15 protein-coding genes and 1 riboswitch are annotated in these 17,825 nt (G+C 70.3%); of the genes, 5 read left to right on the top strand and 10 right to left on the bottom strand.

What is annotated here, in order from left to right; all coding sequences use genetic code 11:
- Window positions 1-4: 4 nt before the first annotated feature.
- Entirely contained in the window at window positions 5-967 is a 963-nt protein-coding gene (locus GFH48_RS14690; protein ID WP_153288704.1) for a GlxA family transcriptional regulator, read from the bottom strand.
- 94 nt (window positions 968-1,061) lie between these two features.
- On the opposite strand from GFH48_RS14690, the gene GFH48_RS38555 reads away from it, so the two are divergent.
- Window positions 1,062-1,202, top strand: a complete 141-nt coding sequence (locus GFH48_RS38555) for a hypothetical protein (RefSeq protein WP_194280587.1) — start codon at window positions 1,062-1,064, stop codon at window positions 1,200-1,202.
- Here the strand turns inward: GFH48_RS38555 and GFH48_RS14685 are convergent.
- The 8 genes from GFH48_RS14685 to GFH48_RS14650 form a co-directional block, all read right to left on the bottom strand.
- Window positions 1,177-1,644, bottom strand: a complete 468-nt coding sequence (locus GFH48_RS14685) for a hypothetical protein (RefSeq protein ID WP_153288703.1) — start codon at window positions 1,642-1,644, stop codon at window positions 1,177-1,179. The two genes, GFH48_RS38555 and GFH48_RS14685, sit on opposite strands and share 26 nt — an antisense overlap.
- 100 nt (window positions 1,645-1,744) lie before the next feature.
- Window positions 1,745-3,826, bottom strand: a complete 2,082-nt coding sequence (locus GFH48_RS14680; RefSeq protein ID WP_153288702.1) for a putative Ig domain-containing protein — start codon at window positions 3,824-3,826, stop codon at window positions 1,745-1,747.
- A 373-nt stretch (window positions 3,827-4,199) separates the two neighbouring features.
- On the bottom strand, window positions 4,200-5,219 hold the full coding sequence (locus GFH48_RS14675) for a ribonucleotide-diphosphate reductase subunit beta (protein ID WP_153288701.1): 1,020 nt from the start codon (window positions 5,217-5,219) through the stop codon (window positions 4,200-4,202).
- Window positions 5,219-7,636: a ribonucleoside-diphosphate reductase subunit alpha gene (locus tag GFH48_RS14670; protein ID WP_407698632.1), complete on the bottom strand. Its 2,418-nt coding sequence runs from the start codon at window positions 7,634-7,636 to the stop codon at window positions 5,219-5,221. Before GFH48_RS14670 ends, GFH48_RS14675 begins: the two co-directional genes overlap by 1 nt.
- 129 nt (window positions 7,637-7,765) lie before the next feature.
- A riboswitch (cobalamin riboswitch) is annotated at window positions 7,766-7,890 on the bottom strand.
- 62 nt (window positions 7,891-7,952) lie between these two features.
- Window positions 7,953-8,471 carry a GNAT family N-acetyltransferase gene (locus GFH48_RS14665; protein ID WP_153288700.1) on the bottom strand — a complete coding sequence of 173 codons (519 nt, stop codon included), beginning with the start codon at window positions 8,469-8,471 and terminating at the stop codon, window positions 7,953-7,955.
- A 111-nt stretch (window positions 8,472-8,582) separates the two neighbouring features.
- A complete protein-coding gene (gene mctP, locus GFH48_RS14660) occupies window positions 8,583-10,193 on the bottom strand; it encodes a monocarboxylate uptake permease MctP (RefSeq protein ID WP_153288699.1) in 1,611 nt (536 codons plus the stop codon).
- Window positions 10,190-10,471 (bottom strand): DUF3311 domain-containing protein, encoded by a 282-nt coding sequence (locus tag GFH48_RS14655; RefSeq protein WP_194280586.1) that lies wholly within the window; start codon window positions 10,469-10,471, stop codon window positions 10,190-10,192. Before GFH48_RS14655 ends, mctP begins: the two co-directional genes overlap by 4 nt.
- 291 nt (window positions 10,472-10,762) lie before the next feature.
- The gene (locus tag GFH48_RS14650; RefSeq protein WP_153288697.1) at window positions 10,763-11,527 is read right to left on the bottom strand and encodes a GntR family transcriptional regulator; all 765 of its coding nucleotides are present in this window, start codon (window positions 11,525-11,527) and stop codon (window positions 10,763-10,765) included.
- Window positions 11,528-11,930: 403 nt separating this feature from the next.
- On the opposite strand from GFH48_RS14650, the gene GFH48_RS14645 reads away from it, so the two are divergent.
- The 4 genes from GFH48_RS14645 to GFH48_RS14630 all read left to right on the top strand — a co-directional run bounded on the left by GFH48_RS14645 (window position 11,931) and on the right by GFH48_RS14630 (window position 16,702).
- A complete protein-coding gene (locus GFH48_RS14645) occupies window positions 11,931-13,217 on the top strand; it encodes an extracellular solute-binding protein (protein ID WP_153288696.1) in 1,287 nt (428 codons plus the stop codon).
- Between the two features lie 91 nt (window positions 13,218-13,308).
- On the top strand, window positions 13,309-14,295 hold the full coding sequence (locus GFH48_RS14640; protein ID WP_153288695.1) for a carbohydrate ABC transporter permease: 987 nt from the start codon (window positions 13,309-13,311) through the stop codon (window positions 14,293-14,295).
- Window positions 14,292-15,149 (top strand): carbohydrate ABC transporter permease, encoded by an 858-nt coding sequence (locus GFH48_RS14635; RefSeq protein ID WP_153288694.1) that lies wholly within the window; start codon window positions 14,292-14,294, stop codon window positions 15,147-15,149. The genes GFH48_RS14640 and GFH48_RS14635 overlap by 4 nt, the downstream gene beginning before the upstream one ends.
- Before the next feature lie 8 nt (window positions 15,150-15,157).
- Window positions 15,158-16,702: a glycoside hydrolase family 3 protein gene (locus tag GFH48_RS14630; protein WP_153288693.1), complete on the top strand. Its 1,545-nt coding sequence runs from the start codon at window positions 15,158-15,160 to the stop codon at window positions 16,700-16,702.
- 138 nt (window positions 16,703-16,840) lie between these two features.
- Here GFH48_RS14630 and nagB read toward each other — a convergent pair whose 3' ends face one another.
- On the bottom strand, window positions 16,841-17,626 hold the full coding sequence (nagB, locus tag GFH48_RS14625; protein WP_153288692.1) for a glucosamine-6-phosphate deaminase: 786 nt from the start codon (window positions 17,624-17,626) through the stop codon (window positions 16,841-16,843).
- Window positions 17,627-17,825 lie beyond the last annotated feature (199 nt).

Here is a 17,825-nt window from a genome sequence, read left to right as displayed (position 1 = left end):
GCGGTCAGGCGGCCCCCGGGACCCTGAACGTGCGCCGGTACGCCTGCGGGGTCGTCCCCAGACTCCGCACGAACTGGTGGCGCAGCGCGGCCGCGGTGCCGAACCCGGTGCGGTCCGCGATCGCGTCCATCGTCTCGTCCGTCGCCTCCAGCAACTCCTGCGCCAGCAGCACCCGCTGACGCAGGATCCAGCGGTACGGCGTGGTGCCGGTCTCCTGCTGGAAGCGGCGCGCGAAGGTGCGCGGGGACATGTGGGCACGGGCGGCGAGCTGTTCGACGGTCACCTCCTCGTCGAGGTGGCGCTCCATCCACACCAGCACCTCGCCGACCGTGTCGCAGGTGGAACGGGGCAGCGGGCGTTCGATGTACTGGGCCTGTCCGCCGTCCCGGTGCGGGGGCACCACCATGCGCCGCGCGATGGCGTTGGCGACCTCCGGGCCCTGCTCCTTGCGGACGATGTGGAGGCAGGCGTCGATGCCCGCGGCCGTGCCGGCCGAGGTGATCACCGGGTCCGCGTCCACGTACAGCACGTCCGGCTCGACGGTCGTGCGGGGGTACTGCCGGGCGAGTTCGTCCGCGTGGCGCCAGTGCACGGCGCAGCGCCGACCGTCCAGCAGGCCGGCCGCGCCGAGCACGAAGACGCCGGCGCAGACGCTGAGCACCCGGGCGCCCCGGTCGACCCCGCGGCGCAGCGCGGCGAGCAGTTCGGGCGGGTAGGAGCGTGAGGCGTAGGAGTTCCCGGCCGGCAGGGCGATCAGGTCGGCCGACTCCAGCCGCTCCAGGCCGTGTTCCGTGCGCAGCGAGAACCCCGCGTGCGTGTTCAGGGTCGGGCCCTCGGCGGAGGCGACCGCGAAGTCGTACACGGGCAGCCCGTCGTCGCTGCGGTCGATGCCGAACACCTCGCAGATCACGCCGAGTTCGAAGGGGTGCACTCCGTCGAGGAGAACGGCGGCCACGTTCTTCAGCATGCCGTCCAGTGTGCCTCAGAGTTGGCAGGAATTCGAGGGTGTACGGCAGTGCTGCCACTGACGGTAAGGAGCGAAAGGCGCGACAGTACTGTTCATGAACACATTCGCGGACAACCTCGTCGCCATCCTCCTCGTCCTCGCCGTCCTCGCCGTGGTGGCGCTCCCGTCGCTGGTCGGGCTCGCGCACGAGCGGCGCGTGGACCGTCAGATCAGGGCTTCGTCACTCGCACGGTGACCGTCCACTCCTGGAGGCCCTTGCACGACATCCGGTGCGGCTCGGTGGCGCACAGCGGGCGCGACGAGGTGAGCCGTACCGTCCCCGCCGAGACCGCCCGGAAGGCCGCGGAGGCGTCGCCCGGCTGGAGGACGATCCCGCTGTTGGCGGCCTCCAGCCCGTCGCCGTCGGCCTTGACGGGCGTCCAGGGCCGCGCGGCGGTGCCGTCCAGGGAGAGGCGCAGCACCCCGCCCGTCGCGAGGCAGTACGTGCGGCCGGCGTCGGCGGCGCCGAGCTCCGCGGGCGCCGTGCCGCAGTCCTGGGGGTGCTTGGTGGGGGACGGCGACACGGTGCCGCCGCCTCCCGCGTCGGCCGTGCCCTGTGTGCCGCAGCCCGTGAGCAGCGAGGCCAGGGCGGCGAGGGCGGCGAGGGCGAGGACAGGGTGGGGGTTCGTAGGGCGCATGGGGTGACCTCCTTGCCGCTTGGACGTGTCACCCGCGCATCAGGATCCCCACCGGACGGGCGGGACCCCGGCCGCGACGGCGGCCGGGGTCCCGTACTGCTCAGCTGGTCGTGACGGCGGTGTCGTCGAGGACGAAGCTGGTCTGGAGCGAGGAGTCCTCCGCGCCGCTGAACTTCAGGGTGACGGTGGAGCCGGCGAACGAGGACAGGTCGAAGGTCTTCTGCGCGTACCCGGTGGCCTTGTTGAGGTTGGAGTACGACGCCAGGGTCGTCGATCCGGCGGTGACCGTCAGCTTGTCGTAGGCGCTGGTGGTGGTGGTCTCCGCGGTGTCGATGTGCAGGTAGAAGGTGAAGGAGGCCTTGCAGCCGGCGGGGATCGTCACCGACTGGGAGAGGGTGTCGGTGTGGGTGGAGCCGTAGCCGTCGAGCCAGGCCTTGTAGGAACCGGCGTGCGCGGCCTCACCGGTGTCGTTGGTGATGACGCCGCTGGAGGCGGTCCAGGTGGTGTTGCCCGACTCGAAGCCCGGGTTGCCGAGCAGCTGCGCCGAGGAGCAGGTGCCCCCGCCGCCCGAGGACACCGTCCAGGTGAAGGACGCCGAGCCGGAGGCGCCGGTGCTGTCGGTCGCGGTGACGGTGGTGCTGTAGGTGCCGGCGGTGCTCGCGGTGCCGGAGATCAGCCCGGTGGAGCTGTTGATCGACAGCCCGGTCGGCAGGCCGCTCGCGCTGTAGGTGAGGGTCGCGCCCGCGCTGTCGCTCGCCGAGATCTGCAGACCGACGGAGCCGCCGGTGGCGGTGGACTGGTTGCCCGGAGCGGTGACCGTCACCGTGTTGCCGGTGCTGGTGCCGGAGGTGAAGGCGGCGGTGCCGTGGGGGGTGCCCCAGCCGGTCGGGCCGTCGTAGCCGGTGGTCGCGGTGCAGAAGTACGAGGTGCTGCACGAACCGTTGTTGCCGCTGGTCACGTCGTACAGGCTCGACGTGTGGGAGTAGGGGTACTTCGCCGGGTAGTCGGCGCTGCCCGGGGTGCCGGCCAGCGCGTACACACCCGCGATGATCGGCGCCGAGGCGCTCGTACCGCCGTAGACCGCCCAGCCGGAGCCGCCGTAGGTGTCGTAGACGGCCACGCCGGTGGCGGGGTCGGCGACCGCGGAGACATCGGCCTCCATGCGCTTGGCGCACCCGGTGTCGGTCTGCCAGGCCGGCTTGGGGTCGTAGGCGGAGCAGCCGGAGCCGGTGCCCTCGGTGCTGCTGGTCTTCCACACGGACTCGGTCCAGCCGCGGGTGCCGGAGGACGTGGACAGCGCGGTGCCGCCCACGGCGGTCACGTACTGGGAGGTCGCCGGGTACTCGGCGCCGTAGGCCTCGTCACCGGAGGAGACGGTGATCGCGACGCCGGGGTGCTTGAAGTACGAGGTGTCCTCGCCGGTCTGGGAGGACGACTCGCTGCCGCCCCAGCTGTTGGACACGAACTTCGCGCCCAGCGCGACGGCCTCGTTCTCGGCGGTGCCGAGGTTGGCGTCGGTGGGTGACGTGGCCTCCACGAGGATGATGTTGCAGTTCGGGCAGACGGCGCTGACCATGTCGATGTCGAGCGCTTCCTCGCCGGCCCAGCCGCTGTCGTTCGTCGGCAGCGAGGTGGTCGAGCCGGTCTGGCTGACCTGCTTGAAGCAGCCGTTGGCCTTGGTGCAGGCCGACAGGCCGAACTGCGAGCGGTAGGTGGCGAGGTCCGACTCGGCGTTGGGGTCGTTGTAGGCGTCGACCACGGCGACCGTCAGGCCCGAACCGCCCGTCGAGGGCAGGCCGTAGGCGCTGTGCAGGTTGGCCGGGCTGAGACCGGACACCGCGGCGGCGGCGTCGGAGGTGACCGCGGCGGCCAGTTTCTGCTTGATGTCGGTGCGGCGCTGGGCGAAGCAGGCCGCGTGACCGGGCGTCGGGGCGCCGCACAGACGGGTGGTCGGCACCTTCTGGCCCGCCCTGCCCGTCGCGTGGACGGCCTGGGCGGCGGGGGCGGTCAGTGCCTTCGCGTTCTGGGTCACGCGGGAGGTGTGTCCGGTGGCGGGCGCGGTCTGGGCACCGGCGGCCGGGGCCGCCATGAGACCGGCGACGGTGAGCGCGAGGGCGGGGACGGCGGTGGTCAGGAGTCTTCGCAACCGCCGGGCGGGCCTGCTGGAGCGTGTGTCACTCATGGGAGTGCTGCCTCCATCGGTTTGAGGCCGGTGCCGCGCCGGCCCGGGTGGGGCCGTACGCGGTTCCACAGCCGGAAGTGGGGTTCGCGGCGCTGAGCTGAGGTGCGGGCCCGTGACGCGCGTAGCGTGATGCACGCACAGCTTTGTCGTGGGCATGACACAGTGATCGTTCCGGAATGCCACGGTGCGTGACACGGCGGGACGGCCAGAACCTAACCGGCACGGACGGCACACGAACAGTCACGCCCGAAGAACTTTGCCGCTCCATAGGCGGGGATTGGAAAGGGGATTGGCGTGGCTGGGGGCGGACGTGACGAAGCCGGGCCGCGTGCGCGGCCCGGCTCCGTCGGCAGAGGTCCCGTTGCGGAAGCGGTCAGAACTCCTCGTCGAAGCCGACCGAGCCCTCCACGGCGACCTGGTACGCCGAGGGACGGCGCTCGAAGAAGTTGGTCAGCTCCTGGACGCCCTGGAGCTCCATGAAGGAGAAGGGGTTCTCGGAGCCGTAGACCGGGGCGAAGCCGAGCCGCTGGAGGCGCTGGTCGGCGACGCACTCCAGATACTGGCGCATCGACTCGGTGTTCATGCCCGGCAGTCCTTCACCGCACAGGTCGCGCCCGAACTGCAGCTCGGCCTCGACGGCTTCCCGCAGCATGTCGGTGACCTGCTGCCGGAGCTGGTCGTCGAAGAGCTCGGGCTCCTCCTTGCGGACGGTGTCGACCACCTCGAAGGCGAAGGACATGTGCATCGTCTCGTCGCGGAACACCCAGTTGGTGCCCGTCGCCAGACCGTGCAGCAGACCCCGGCTGCGGAACCAGTAGACGTAGGCGAAGGCACCGTAGAAGAACAGACCCTCGATGCACGCGGCGAAGCAGATGAGGTTCAGCAGGAAGCGGCGCCGGTCGGCCTTGGTCTCCAGGCGGTCCAGCTTCTCCACCGAGTCCATCCACTTGAAGCAGAACTCGGCCTTCTCCCTGATGGACGGGATGTTCTCGACGGCCGCGAAGGCCGCCGTCCTGTCCTCGGGGTCGGGCAGATAGGTGTCCAGGAGGGTCAGATAGAACTGGACGTGCACGGCCTCCTCGAACAGCTGGCGCGAGAGGTACAGGCGCGCCTCGGGGGAGTTGATGTGCTTGTACAGCGTCAGGACCAGGTTGTTCGCCACGATCGAGTCGCCCGTCGCGAAGAACGCGACCAGCCGGCCGATCATGTGCTGCTCGCCCTCGGACAGCTTCGCCAGGTCGGCGACGTCCGAGTGGAGGTCGACCTCCTCGACGGTCCAGGTGTTCTTGATGGCGTCCCGGTAGCGCTCGTAGAAGTCCGGGTAGCGCATGGGACGCAGGGTGAGTTCGAAGCCCGGGTCGAGCAGGTTCTTCTCGCTGTTCGGGGTGGACATCACTGACAGGCCTCGCAGGACTCGGGGTTCTCAAGGGAGCAGGCGACGGCGTCGGGGTCGGCGACCTGCTGGAGGGGGATGGTGTTCTCGGGCCTCGCCTGCGCCTGGGCGGCGCGAGCGATGCGGGTCGCCGGACGCGAGCGCAGGTAGTACGTCGTCTTCAGGCCGGACTTCCAGGCGTACGCGTACATCGAGGAGAGCTTGCCGATGGTCGGCGTCTCCAGGAACAGGTTCAGCGACTGGGCCTGGTCCAGGAACGGGGTGCGGGCCGCGGCCATGTCGATGAGACCGCGCTGCGGGATCTCCCACGCCGTGCGGTACAGGTCGCGGACCTCCCGCGGGACCCAGGTGAAGCCCTGCACCGAGCCACCCGACTCGCGCAGCGCCTCCCGGGTCTGCGCGTCCCACATGCCGAGCTTCTTCAGCTCGGCCACCAGGTAGGAGTTGACCTGGAGGAACTCACCGGACAGCGTCTCGCGCTTGAAGAGGTTGGAGACCTGCGGCTCGATGCACTCGTACACGCCCGCGATGGACGCGATCGTCGCGGTGGGCGCGATGGCGAGCAGGAGCGAGTTGCGCATGCCGACCGCGGCGACGCGCTCGCGCAGCGCCGCCCAGCGCTCCGGCCAGTTCAGCTCGACGTCGAAGTGGTCGGGGTGCAGCACACCGCGGGCGGTGCGGGTCTTCTCCCAGGCCGGCAGCGGGCCGCTCCGCTCGGCCAGGTCGGCGGAGGCCTCGTAGGCGGCGAGCATGACGCGCTCGGCGATACGGGTGGACAGCGCGCGGGCGGCGGGCGAGTCGAAGGGCAGCCGCAGCTTGAAGAAGACGTCCTGGAGACCCATCGCGCCGAGGCCGACCGGGCGCCACTTCGCGTTCGACCGGCCCGCCTGCTCGGTCGGATAGAAGTTGATGTCGACGACGCGGTCGAGGAAGGTGACGGCGGTGCGGACCGTCTCGTCCAGCCGTTCCCAGTCGATGTCGCCGGCCGCCGTGTCGACGAACGCGCCGAGGTTGACCGAGCCGAGGTTGCAGACGGCCGTCTCCCCGTCGTCCGTGACCTCCAGGATCTCGGTGCACAGGTTCGAGGAGTGCACGGTGTGGCCCGGCTCCGCCGTCTGGTTGGCCGTGCGGTTGGCGGCGTCCTTGAAGGTCATCCAGCCGTTGCCGGTCTGCGCCAGGGTGCGCATCATGCGCCCGTAGAGGTCGCGGGCCGGGATGGTCTTCTTCGCCAGGCCCTTCGCCTCCGCCGCGCGGTAGGCCGCGTCGAACTCGGCGCCCCACAGGTCGACCAGCTCGGGCACCTCGGAGGGCGAGAAGAGGGACCACGGCGCGTCGCTGTCGACCCGGCGCATGAACTCGTCCGGGATCCAGTGCGCCAGGTTCAGGTTGTGCGTACGGCGGGCGTCCTCACCGGTGTTGTCCCGCAGCTCCAGGAACTCCTCGATGTCGGAGTGCCAGGTCTCCAGGTAGACCGCGGCGGCGCCCTTGCGCCGGCCGCCCTGGTTCACCGCGGCGACCGACGCGTCGAGGGTCTTCAGGAACGGGACGATGCCGTTGGAGTGCCCGTTCGTGCCCCGGATCAGCGAACCGCGCGAGCGGATGCGGGAGTAGGACAGGCCGATGCCGCCCGCGTGCTTCGACAGGCGCGCGACCTGGTGGTAGCGGTCGTAGATGGAGTCCAGCTCGTCCAGCGGGGAGTCGAGGAGGTAGCAGGACGACATCTGGGGGTGCCGCGTACCGGAGTTGAAGAGCGTGGGGGAGGAGGGGAGGTAGTCCAGGCGGCTCATCAGGCCGTAGAGCGCGGCCACTTCGTCGACGGACCGGGCCGTGTCGTCCTCCGCGAGGCCGGACGCCACCCGGAGCATGAAGTGCTGGGGGGTCTCGACGACCTTGCGGGTGATCGGGTGCCGGAGCAGGTAGCGGCTGTGCAGGGTACGCAGGCCGAAGTAGCCGAAGCGGTCGTCGCCCGCGGTGTCGATCAGCGCGTCCAGGCGGGCCGCGTGCAGGTCGACGAAGTCGGCCGTGCGGTCGGCGATCAGGCCCTCGCGCCGGCCCGTGGTGATGGACTCGGAGAACGTCGTGACGCCCTGCGAGGCGGCCTCCTCGGCGATGCCGACCGTCAGCAGCCTGGCGGCCAGCCGCGAGTACACGGGGTCCTCGGAGATGAGGCCCGCGGCCGCCTCGGTGGCCAGCTCGCGCAGCTCCGCCTCGTCCGCGTGCGTGGACCGGCCGCGCAGCGCGGCGGCGGCGACCCGGCCGGGGTCGGCGCCGGGGAGGTCGGCGGTGAAGTCGGTCAAGGTACGCAGCAACGTGGTACCGGGACCGTCCGTCTCCACCGGGGCCCGCTGCGCGGACTCCGCTTCCACCGGGGCCCGCTGGGCGGAAACTGAAACCGGGTCGGCTGGCGCGATGGTCACTTGGGGCACTCCCTCGCTCGGCACGGGGCCTGGCGGAGGGCAGCGGGACACGCGACTCCGTGACGGGTACGCGTGCGTCCACCGGCCCATTCCACGAGGCTCGGACGTCGTAGGCGCCCGGGCCGGCCGGCCCGGGGCACGCTGTCGGCAGGTCCTCGGACTGAAGCCAGTGCGCGAATGCGCACAAGTACACCGTTGCGGGACAGTTCCGGATTCGCACCGGATTCCCCTGCGACGACAGCGAGCATGAGCATACATCTAGTGCCGGGCTGAGGAAGCACCACCACATGTTGTGCCGTGTCGGCTTGGGAGCGCGCTACGGAGTGTGGCTGAGGGCCAACTCGTAGGTGAGGAGGAGGATGTCGTCGAGGTGCGGAACCGGGTTCCAGTCGCGCTCCGGAGCGCGGGTGAAGCCGAGGCGCTCGTAGAGCCGGTGGGCGGTGCGCATGGTGCGCTGGGTGGACAGCACCACGCGCGTACAGCCCCCGGTGGCCCGTGCGCGGTCGACGCAGGCGCCCACGAGAGCGGTGCCCGCACCCCGGCCGCGGGCCTCGCGCGCGACGGCGAGCATCCGGATCTCGGCCTCACCGGGCCCCGCGACGTCGGCCATGGGGCCGCCCCGCGGGACGAAGGTCACGGCGCCGAGTATCCGTTCGCCCTCGACCGCGACGAGCACCTCGGCCGCGGCGGCCCGCCTCGCGACGTCCCGCAGCGCTCCGAGATACGGGTCGCTCTCCCCGTAGTCGAGCAGCCCGTCCCCGAGATAGGCCCGCACGGTGATCTCGCCGACGCCGGGGTACTCCCGCGGCCGCGCCGGCCTGATGACGATGTCCATGCGGAGAGTGTGCGGCAGACGTACGGCGACGGGCCGCCGGATTTCTCTCCGGCGGCCCGCCGCGTGTGCCGCTGTCGTGCGCCCGGTCCGGCCGCTCCCGCCGGGCGGGGCCTAGTGGCCCGCCTCCGCGGTGGCGGGCGGCAGTTCGACCTTGACTCCCGGGTCGCCGGCGTCCGCCGTGTAGTCCTGCGGTGACGTCTCGTCCACGCCGTCCGGGGCCTTGAAGGCGCGCAGGACGAAGGTGAGGACGACGGAGACCACCACGTTCATGACGAACGCCGTCAGGCCGAGGTAGCCGATCTCCCCGATCCCGGGGATCTCCTTCGAGCTGCCGCCGAAGTGCTTCTGTGTCGGCGAGGCGACCCCGTAGGCGGCGAGCGTGCCGTAGAGCATGCCGACCGCCCAGCCCCCGAGCAGCGCCCAGCGGTGGAACCAGCGCGTGAACAGACCGCCGACCAGCGCCGGGAAGGTCTGCAGGATCCAGATGCCGCCCAGGAGCTGGAAGTTGATGGCGACCGTCTTGTCCATCGTCAGGACGAAGACCAGCGCGCCCACCTTCACCAGGAGCGAGACCAGCTTGGAGACCTTCGTCTCCTGCTGCGGGGTCGCGTCCGGCTTGATGAAGTCCTTGTAGATGTTGCGGGTGAAGAGGTTCGCGGCCGCGATGGACATGATGGCCGCGGGGACGAGGGCTCCGATGCCGATCGCCGCGAAGGCCACACCGGCGAACCAGTCCGGGAACATGTCCTCGAAGAGCTGCGGGATGGCGAGCTGGCCGTTGGTGACCTTCACCCCGGCGGCGATCGCCATGAAACCGAGCAGGGCGAGCAGGCCCAGCATCAGGGAGTAGAGGGGCAGGATCGTGGTGTTGCGGCGGATCACCTCACGGCTGCGGCTGGACAGCGTCGCGGTGATCGAGTGCGGGTACATGAACAGGGCGAGCGCGGAGCCGAGCGCCAGGGTGGCGTAGGTCCACTGCCCGGCCTGGGCCGGTACGATCCCGCCCGCGCCGGCCGCGGCGTACTTCTCGCTCGCCGAGTGGAAGATCTCGTCGAACCCGCCCAGCTTGATCGGGATGTAGATGATGGCCACCGCGATCACGATGTAGATCAGGGTGTCCTTCACGAACGCGATCAGTGCGGGCGCGCGCAGGCCGGAGGAGTACGTGTACGCGGCCAGCACGCCGAAGGCGATGAGGAGCGGAAGGTCCTTGACGAACCAGTTGGTGTTCTCGCCGCCGCCGACGCCCATCACGTCCAGCACGGCCTGGATGCCGACCAGTTGGAGCGCGATGTACGGCATGGTCGCGAGGATGCCGGTGACGGCCACGGCGAGGGACAGGCCCTTGGAGCCGAAGCGGCCGCGCACGAAGTCCGACGTCGTCACATAGCCGTGCTTGTGCGAGACGGACCACAGGCGCGGCAGGAACGTGAAGACCAGCGGGTAGACCAGGATCGTGTACGGCACGGCGAAGAAGCCGGCCGCTCCCGCCGCGTAGATCGCGGCCGGTACCGCGACGAAGGTGTACGCCGTGTAGAGGTCGCCGCCGAGCAGGAACCAGGTGACCCAGGTGCCGAACGACCGTCCGCCCAGGCCCCATTCGTCGAGGCTGTGCTCGTTGTCGGCCCTGCGCCAGCGCGCGGCCAGGAAGCCCAGGACCGTGACGGCCGCGAAGAAGAAGATGAAGACGGCGAGTGCCACGCCGTTCACGCCGTCGTTCATGCGTCGGCACCGCCCTTCGTGGTGGCGCGGGCGCGCTGGTCACGCTGCCACAGCTGGTACGCGGTCACGGTGAGCGCGGTCGAGACGAGCACCCACAGCATCTGGTACCAGTAGAAGAACGGGATGCCGATGAAGGCCGGGTCGGTCTTCGCGTAGGAGCCGACCCACAGCATCGCCACGAACGGGGCGATCAGGCAGAGGGCGATCACCACGCGGACCGGTGTCACCGTTCGGTCGGGTCTCACCACCGGTGGTGTCGCTTCCGGCACGTCTGACATGTGCGGCTCCGTCCCCTCGCTGGTCACCTGTGCAACGGGCAGGAAATCTAGGCGACGGTTCCGCTTTATGGAACCCCATCTCCGGTGGGGGATGTGGAGGGTTGGTGTCCGGTGGCGCGGGAGCCCCGCGCATCGCTCCCGACAGGCCTCGCCGGGACCGCTCCTCGCACGTCGGTACGAGGGGTGGCGCGCGGCCCGCGGGGCGTCGGCGGGGCGTCGGACGGCGCGATTCGGCCGGTGCCAGGACCCGGCCGGCCGGCGCCCGGTTCACGCGCCGGTGTCCGGCCGCGGTCAGTCCTGCGGGCGCTTGAGCCTGGCCACGAACTTGTAGCGGTCGCCGCGGTACACCGAGCGCACCCACTCCACCGGTTCACCCTGCCGGTCGATCGAGTGCCGGGACAGCATCAGCATGGGCAGACCGACGTCGGTACCGAGCAGTCCGGCCTCGCGCGGGGTGGCCAGTGAGGTCTCGATGGTCTCCTCGGCCTCCGCGAGGTGGACGTCGTACACCTCGGCGAGCGCGGTGTAGAGCGAGGTGTACTTGACGAGCGACCGGCGCAGGGCGGGGAAGCGTTTCGCGGACAGATGGGTCGTCTCTATGGCCATCGGCTCACCACTGGCCAGACGCAGCCGCTCGATGCGCAGCACCCGGCCGCCGGAGGAGATGTCGAGCAGTTCCGCGAGGGTCTCGTCGGCGGTGATGTAGCCGATGTCCAGGAGCTGCGAGGTGGGTTCGAGGCCCTGGGCCCGCATGTCCTCGGTGTACGAGGTGAGCTGGAGCGCCTGGGAGACCTTCGGCTTGGCGACGAAGGTGCCCTTGCCCTGGATGCGTTCGAGACGGCCCTCGACGACGAGTTCCTGGAGAGCCTGGCGCACGGTCGTACGCGAGGTGTCGAACTCGGCGGCGAGCGTGCGCTCGGGCGGCACCGGCGTGCCGGGCGGCAGGGTGTCCGTCATGTCGAGCAGGTGCTTCTTGAGGCGGTAGTACTTGGGCACGCGCGCGGTACGGATGGGGGCCCCACCCTCGTTCTCCGCACTGCTGACGTCGGTGCTCATGCTCTGCCTTCCCGGCTCCGGGTGCCGAAGCGACCGGCATCCCGCCGGTCACGGCTCACATCGTGGCACGGCTTCGTGTGTGAGTGTCTCCCGCACGCTCCGTGATCCCCTCTATATACCGTCGGGGTACCTGCTGGTCTAGTCCATCGTGCGCGCGAGGTTCCTGAACAGCCCTGCCGTTTATGCCACTTACCTACTTAAAGGTCCTTGCATATGTAGGTCCGATAACGGACGGTCGGCCGGGCTTACACACCCTTGACACCCCTCTAGGTCTAGGCCAAGCTCCCCGTACTGGTCTACACCATTGGTCCAGGTCCCAGCCCCACGGGCAGTAATCGGCAGCGATTCGGCGTGTGTCACCGCGGTGGGCAGGGGGGTTTATGGCATCCCTGAGGAGGGTGACGTGAAGCGGAAGCTGGCAGCTGCGATCGGTATCGCGGGCATGATGGTCTCCATCGCGGCGTGCGGGGACAGTGACAACAAGTCCGGGGGGTCGGACAAGGGCGCGGACGCCAAGGAACTGACCGTCTGGCTCACCGTGGACGCCCAGAACAACTGGCCCGAGCTGGTCAAGGCCGCGGACGCGGCGGTGAAGGCGAAGCACCCGGGCGTCAAGATCAACCACGAGTACTACGGCTGGCCGGACAAGAACGCCAAGCTCGACGCCGTTCTCGCCACCGACAAGGCCCCCGACGTGGTCGAGATGGGCAACACCGAGATGCTCGGCTACATGGTCAAGGGAGCCTTCGCCCCCGTCGACGCCACGAAGTTCGACAACTCGGCCGGATGGCTGGACGGCCTGAAGGCGTCGGTCACCTACCAGGACAAGACCTACGGCGTGCCGTACTACGCCGGTGGCCGCGTCGGCAACTGGCGCAAGGACGTGGCGGCTTCGGCCGGCGTCAAGGCGACCCCCAAGACGTACCAGGAGCTCACCTCCGACCTGGACAAGATCCAGAAGAAGGAGGGGAGCAAGTTCAACGCCTGGTACCAGCCCACCCGCGACTGGTACGCCGCGATGTCCTTCGTCTACGACGCCGGCGGCGCCATCGCCAAGGACGAGGGCGGCCAGTGGAAGGCCGGCCTCTCCTCGCCCGAGTCGGTCAAGGGCCTCAACGAGTTCAAGAACGTCGTCGACAAGTACATGCACGGCGACAAGACCAAGGACGAGTCCGACCGTTACATCGTCTACGGCCAGGGCAAGTCCGCCATGATCTTCGGCGCCGCCTGGGAGGGCGCGACCTCCGAGGACCCGAAGAACGACAAGACCGGCAAGCTCAAGGGCAACCTCGAGAACTTCGTGATGCCCGGCCCGTCCGGCAAGAACCTGCCCGTCTTCCTCGGCGGCTCCGACCTCGCCATCCCGGTGAAGTCCAAGGCACAGGCCCTCGCCGGCGAGTGGATCAACGCCTTCACCGGCTCCACGGGCCAGAAGGGTCTGATGGGCAAGGGCAACCTGCCCAACAACAAGACCGACCTCGCGACCCTGAAGAACGACCCGGCGACGGTCGTCCCGGCCACCGCGGCCGAGAGCAGCTGGTTCGTGCCGATGGCGCCGGGCTGGGGCCAGGTCGAGAAGGCCCAGGTCCTGCAGACCATGCTGCAGAACATCGGCACCGGCAAGAAGTCGGTCGAGGCCGCCGCGAAGGAAGCGGACGCCGCGATCGACAAGGTCATCAACACCAAGTGACCTGAGCGCAGGGCCCGTCGGACCCCGGGAACACTTCCGGGGACGGGGCCCTGCTTCTCGTACGACCTGAGGGACCGCTGAGGAGCGCGCGATGAGTGCCGCAGACACGACCACCCCGACCAAGGCGCCACCCGCGCGGCAGGCATCGCCACCGGCGGTCCCCAGGGCGCCCCGCAGAAGGCGGGCCCCCGGCGGGAGCGCCGTCCCCTGGGCCCTGCTCGCCCCCTGTCTGCTGATCCTCGCGCTGGTCATGGGCTACCCCCTGGTCCGGCTCGTCACCCTGTCCTTCCAGAAGTTCGGCCAGTCCCAGCTCTGGGGCTTCCAGCCCGCCGAGTCGGTCGGCCTCGACAACTTCACCAAGGTGCTCGGCGACAGCGAGTTCTGGTCCGTCGTCCTTCGCACGATCATCTTCGCCGGCGGATCCGTCGTCTTCACGATGGTCGCCGGCATGCTGATCGCGCTGCTCCTCCAGCGCGTCTCCGGCTGGGTCAAGACGCTCGTCAACATCGCGCTCGTGGCCGGCTGGGGCATGCCGATCATCGTGGCCACCACCGTGTTCAAGTGGCTCTTCGACTCGGACTACGGCGTCTTCAACGCGGTGCTGAGCAAGCTGCCCGGCGTCGACATGGTCGGCCACAACTGGTTCGCCAGCGGACCGCAGGGCCTGGCCGTGATCATGCTGCTGGTGGTGTGGGGCGCGGTGCCCTTCGTCGTCATCACGCTCAGCGCGGGGCTGACGCAGGTACCCCAGGAACTGGAGGAGGCGGCCCGCCTGGACGGCGCCGGCTCGTGGGGGGTCTTCCGCTACGTCACGCTCCCCATCCTCAAGCCGATCGTCGTGATGCTGACGACGCTCTCCGTCATCTGGGACATGGGAGTCTTCCCGCAGGTCTTCGTGATGCGCGGCGGCCACCCCGAGGCCGAGTTCCAGCTGCTCACCACCTACTCCTACGACCGCGCCTTCGTGGTCAACGACTATGCCCAGGGATCGGCGATCGCCCTGCTGACCGTGCTGCTCCTGCTCGGCGTGGTCGCCGTCTACATGCGTCAGATGCTCAAGATCGGAGAGGTCGAATGAGCGCCGTCGCCACACCGAGGCGTACGCCCTCCGGACCCCGCAGGTCCAAGCTCGGCTGGAACGTCCTCGGCCTGCTCGTCTTCGTCACCGCCGGCTTCCCGGTCTACTGGATGCTGAACACGGCGTTCAAGCCCGCGAAGGACGCCATCGACCCGGATCCGAGCCTGTTCCCCACCGGGGTGACGCTCGACAACTTCCGCCGCGCGCTGGACATCGCGGACTTCTGGGGCCCGGTCGGCCGCAGCCTGATCGTGTCCCTGTCCGTCGTCGTGATCGGCATCGTGGTGGGCATGCTCGCCGCGCTCGCCATCTCCCGCTTCGCCTTCCGCGGCCGCAAGATCGTGATCGTCGGCATCCTGGCGGTCCAGATGGTCCCGCTCGTCGCCATGATCATCCCGGTCTTCCTGCTCCTCAACGACCTCGATCAGTACGACCGGCTCTCCGGCCTGGTCATCACCTACCTGACCTTCGTCCTGCCCTTCACGGTGTGGACACTGCGCGGCTTCATCGTCAACATCCCGAAGGAACTGGAGGAGGCGGCCATGGTCGACGGCTGCTCACGCACCGGCGCCTTCCTGCGGGTGGTCTTCCCGCTCCTCGCCCCCGGCATGGTCGCGACCTCGGTGTACGCGTTCATCCAGGCGTGGAACGAGTACCTCTACGCCCTGATGCTGATGAGCCAGAAGAACCAGACCGCCACCGTCTGGCTCGGCAACTTCACCACCAAGCACGGCACCGAGTACGCCCCGATGATGGCCGGCGCCACCATGATGGCCGTGCCGATCGTCGTCCTCTTCCTCATCGTCCAGCGCAAGATGGCCGCGGGGCTGACCGCGGGCGCCGTGAAGGGATAACGCCCCCGATGACGACACTCGCCAGCGGAACAGCCGCGTCCAACGCGGACAAGGATGACCTGACACGCGACGCGCTGACCGTCCTGCAGCCCGGCTTCACGGGGACCACGGCCCCCGACTGGGTGCTGCGCCGGCTCGGTGAGGGCCTGGCCTCGGTCGGCCTCTTCGGCCGGAACATCGCCTCGCCCGAACAGCTCTCCGCCCTGACGGCCCAGTTGCGCGCGGAGCGCGACGACGTCCTCGTGGCCATCGACGAGGAGGGCGGCGACGTCACCCGTCTGGAGGTCCGGTCCGGCTCCTCCTATCCCGGCAACCACGCGCTGGGCGCGGTGGACGACGTGGAACTGACCAGGGAGGTGGCCTCGGCGCTCGGCCGGCGCCTGGCGGACTGCGGGGTGAACCTCAACTGGGCCCCGTCCGCGGACGTGAACTCCAACCCCGGGAACCCGGTCATCGGCGTACGCTCCTTCGGCGCCGACACCGATCTGGTGGCCCGGCACACCGCCGCCTACGTCACCGGCCTGCAGTCCGCCGGCGTCGCGGCCTGCACCAAGCACTTCCCCGGGCACGGCGACACGGCGGTCGACTCCCACCACGCCCTGCCGCGCATCGACGCCGGCCTGCCGGTCCTCCAGGCACGTGAACTCGCCCCGTTCCGGGCCGCGATCGCCGCGGGCACCCGTGCGGTGATGAGCGCGCACATCCTGGTCCCGGCCCTGGACCCGGACCGCCCGGCCACGCTCTCCCGCCGCATCCTGACCGGTCTGCTGCGCGAGGAACTCGGCTACGAGGGACTCATCGTCACCGACGGCATGGAGATGCAGGCCATCACCGCGACGTACGGCATCGAGCGGGGCAGCGTCCTCGCCATCGGAGCCGGCGCGGACGCGATCTGTGTGGGCGGCGGCCTCGCGGACGACGAGACGGTACGACGGCTGCGCGACGCCCTGGTCTCGGCGGTCCGCACCGGTGAACTGGCCGAGGAGCGGCTCGCGGACGCGGCGGCGCGGGTCCGGGCGCTGGCCCGGTGGACGACCGCCGCGGCGGCGCGGCGCGCGGAGAACACGGGTTCGGGGAGCGGCGCGGACGGCGGCGGTCCGGGGGACGGCGAAGAGATCGGGCTGATCGCCGCACGACGCGCGCTGCGGGTCACCTCCTCCGGGCCGTACACCCCGCTCACCGGTGCTCCCTACGTGGCCGCGCTCACGCCGGTCGCGAACATCGCCGTCGGTGACGAGACCCCCTGGGGTGTCGCCGCCGAGCTGGCCCGGCTCGTGCCCGGCACGGAGACCGGCGGTTTCTCGGGCGACGACGCGGCCGCCGAGGTCCTGGCCGCGGCGGGCTCCCGGCGGATCGTCGCCGTCGTCCGCGACGAACACCGGCACGCCTGGATGGCGACCACCCTCGACACCCTGCTGGCCGCCCGCCCCGACACGATCGTGGTGGAGATGGGCGTCCCGCAGGCTCCGCCCCGGGGCGCCCCGCACATCGCGACCTACGGCGCGGCCCGGGTCTGCGGCCGGGCGGCGGCGGAGGCCATCGCGGGGGAGTAGCGGACCCCCGGCCCGCGTAAATGAAGGCGCCGGACCCCCTGTTCGACAGGGGGTCCGGCGCCTTCATTCGTCGCGCGCGTACGGGGGCCGGCGGCCCGGGGCGTGCCGGGAGAGGTCCCGCCCGCCTCGCGGCGCGCCCTAGATCCCCTGCCAGTCCGGCTTGTTCACGAAGGTGTGCCGGAAGTAGTCCGCGAGCTTCAGCTCGGACGCCGCCGCCTCGTCCACGACGACCGTCGCGTGCGGGTGGAGCTGGAGCGCCGAGGCGGGGCACACCGCGGCGACCGGACCCTCCACCGTCGCGGCGACCGCGTCGGCCTTGCCCTCACCGGTGGCGAGCAGCACCAGGTGCCGGGCCTCCAGGATCGTGCCGATGCCCTGGGTGATCACGTGGTGCGGCACCTGCTCGATGTCGCCCTCGAAGAACCGCGCGTTGTCGACCCGGGTCTGCTCGGTCAGTGTCTTGATCCGGGTCCGCGAGGCGAGCGAGGAGCACGGTTCGTTGAAGCCGATGTGCCCGTCCGTCCCGATGCCGAGGATCTGCAGGTCGACCCCGCCGGCCGAGGCCAGGGCCCGGTCGTACGCCAGGCAGGCGGCCTGGACGTCCGGCGCCGCGCCGTCCGGTCCCATGAACGCGGCCATGTCCAGCCCGAGCGGTTCGAGCACCTCGCGCCGCAGCACCGACCGATAGGACTCGGGGTGGTCGGCGGGGAGCCCCACATATTCGTCGAGCTGGGCGACCCGTGCCCGCGAGGCGTCCACGGCGCCGGAGCCGACCCGCGCCGCCAGTGCCTCGTAGATGGGCAGCGGCGTCGAGCCGGTGGCCACGCCGAGCAGGGCGTCGGGCTTGCGCCGCAGCAGTTGCGCCATGGCCTCGGCGATCAGCTCGCCGCCCGCCTTGGCGTCCGGAACGATGACAACTTCCACGCTGGGCCTGCCGATCTGGGGAGGGACTCGCCGGGAACCAAAGGGAACACGTGTGGTGTAGACCAATCTAGCAAAGATGGCCCGCCCGTGGTCGTGGGTGAACTCGCGCGCCGGGAGGGATCCGGAAGGGCGAGGGGAGAGCGGGGAGAGGGTGGGGAAGGGGCGGGTTGAGCCTGGCGAAGAGACGGGGAAGGAGGCG

The sequence above is a fragment of the Streptomyces fagopyri genome (assembly GCF_009498275.1).
Lineage (GTDB): Bacteria > Actinomycetota > Actinomycetes > Streptomycetales > Streptomycetaceae > Streptomyces > Streptomyces fagopyri.
Note: the sequence above shows the minus strand (reverse complement) of the source record. Positions and strands in the feature narration are given on the sequence as shown.

Excerpts from the sequence above, each read along its gene's own strand:
- GFH48_RS14690 (WP_153288704.1), bottom strand. The coding sequence starts at position 967 with ATGCTGAAGAACGTGGCCGCCGTTCTCCTCGACGGAGTGCACCCCTTC.
- GFH48_RS38555 (WP_194280587.1), top strand. The coding sequence starts at position 1,062 with ATGAACACATTCGCGGACAACCTCGTCGCCATCCTCCTCGTCCTCGCC.
- GFH48_RS14685 (WP_153288703.1), bottom strand. The coding sequence starts at position 1,644 with ATGCGCCCTACGAACCCCCACCCTGTCCTCGCCCTCGCCGCCCTCGCC.
- GFH48_RS14680 (WP_153288702.1), bottom strand. The coding sequence starts at position 3,826 with ATGAGTGACACACGCTCCAGCAGGCCCGCCCGGCGGTTGCGAAGACTC.
- GFH48_RS14675 (WP_153288701.1), bottom strand. The coding sequence starts at position 5,219 with ATGTCCACCCCGAACAGCGAGAAGAACCTGCTCGACCCGGGCTTCGAA.
- GFH48_RS14665 (WP_153288700.1), bottom strand. The coding sequence starts at position 8,471 with ATGGACATCGTCATCAGGCCGGCGCGGCCGCGGGAGTACCCCGGCGTC.
- mctP (WP_153288699.1), bottom strand. The coding sequence starts at position 10,193 with ATGAACGACGGCGTGAACGGCGTGGCACTCGCCGTCTTCATCTTCTTC.
- GFH48_RS14655 (WP_194280586.1), bottom strand. The coding sequence starts at position 10,471 with ATGTCAGACGTGCCGGAAGCGACACCACCGGTGGTGAGACCCGACCGA.
- GFH48_RS14650 (WP_153288697.1), bottom strand. The coding sequence starts at position 11,527 with ATGAGCACCGACGTCAGCAGTGCGGAGAACGAGGGTGGGGCCCCCATC.
- GFH48_RS14640 (WP_153288695.1), top strand. The coding sequence starts at position 13,309 with ATGAGTGCCGCAGACACGACCACCCCGACCAAGGCGCCACCCGCGCGG.
- GFH48_RS14635 (WP_153288694.1), top strand. The coding sequence starts at position 14,292 with ATGAGCGCCGTCGCCACACCGAGGCGTACGCCCTCCGGACCCCGCAGG.
- GFH48_RS14630 (WP_153288693.1), top strand. The coding sequence starts at position 15,158 with ATGACGACACTCGCCAGCGGAACAGCCGCGTCCAACGCGGACAAGGAT.